At 62.6% G+C, this 401-nt stretch carries 1 protein-coding gene; it reads left to right on the forward strand.

What is annotated here, in order from left to right:
• Positions 1–125: 125 nt before the first annotated feature.
• Positions 126–401: iron-containing alcohol dehydrogenase (locus tag D7X55_RS42195; RefSeq protein WP_121725804.1), on the forward strand; the 276-nt coding region annotated here is incomplete at its 3' end.

Below are 401 nucleotides of genomic sequence, written 5' to 3' on the forward strand. Positions count from 1 at the left end.
TTCGGTGGTCGTCGCCATGCGGGGGCGAGAATTATCTCCGAATGGGGTGAAATTTTCGCGGAATGGGTGAAGGATGGGCCACGGATATCAGACGTTCGTTGTCGACCGAGAGGACGGTGGTCCCCATGGGCCCCAAAGATCAGATGTTCACCAGCCCGGGCCGGTACGTGCAGGGGCGCGACTTGCTCGACAGGGCGGCCCAGTACCTGGCCCCCTTCGGCTCCACCGCTTTCATCATTTCGGATGAGGTGGTGTGGGGGATCGCTGGCCAGAAGCTCCACGACTCGTTGAAGGCGGACGGCATCGAGCCGGTCAAGGCGATCTTCCGCGGCGAGGCGTCGATGAACGAGATCGAGCGGCTCATCGCCGAAGCGAAAGAGTCCTCGGCGGACGTCGTCATC

This window comes from Corallococcus sp. AB049A (genome assembly GCF_003668885.1).
Lineage (GTDB): Bacteria > Myxococcota > Myxococcia > Myxococcales > Myxococcaceae > Corallococcus > Corallococcus interemptor.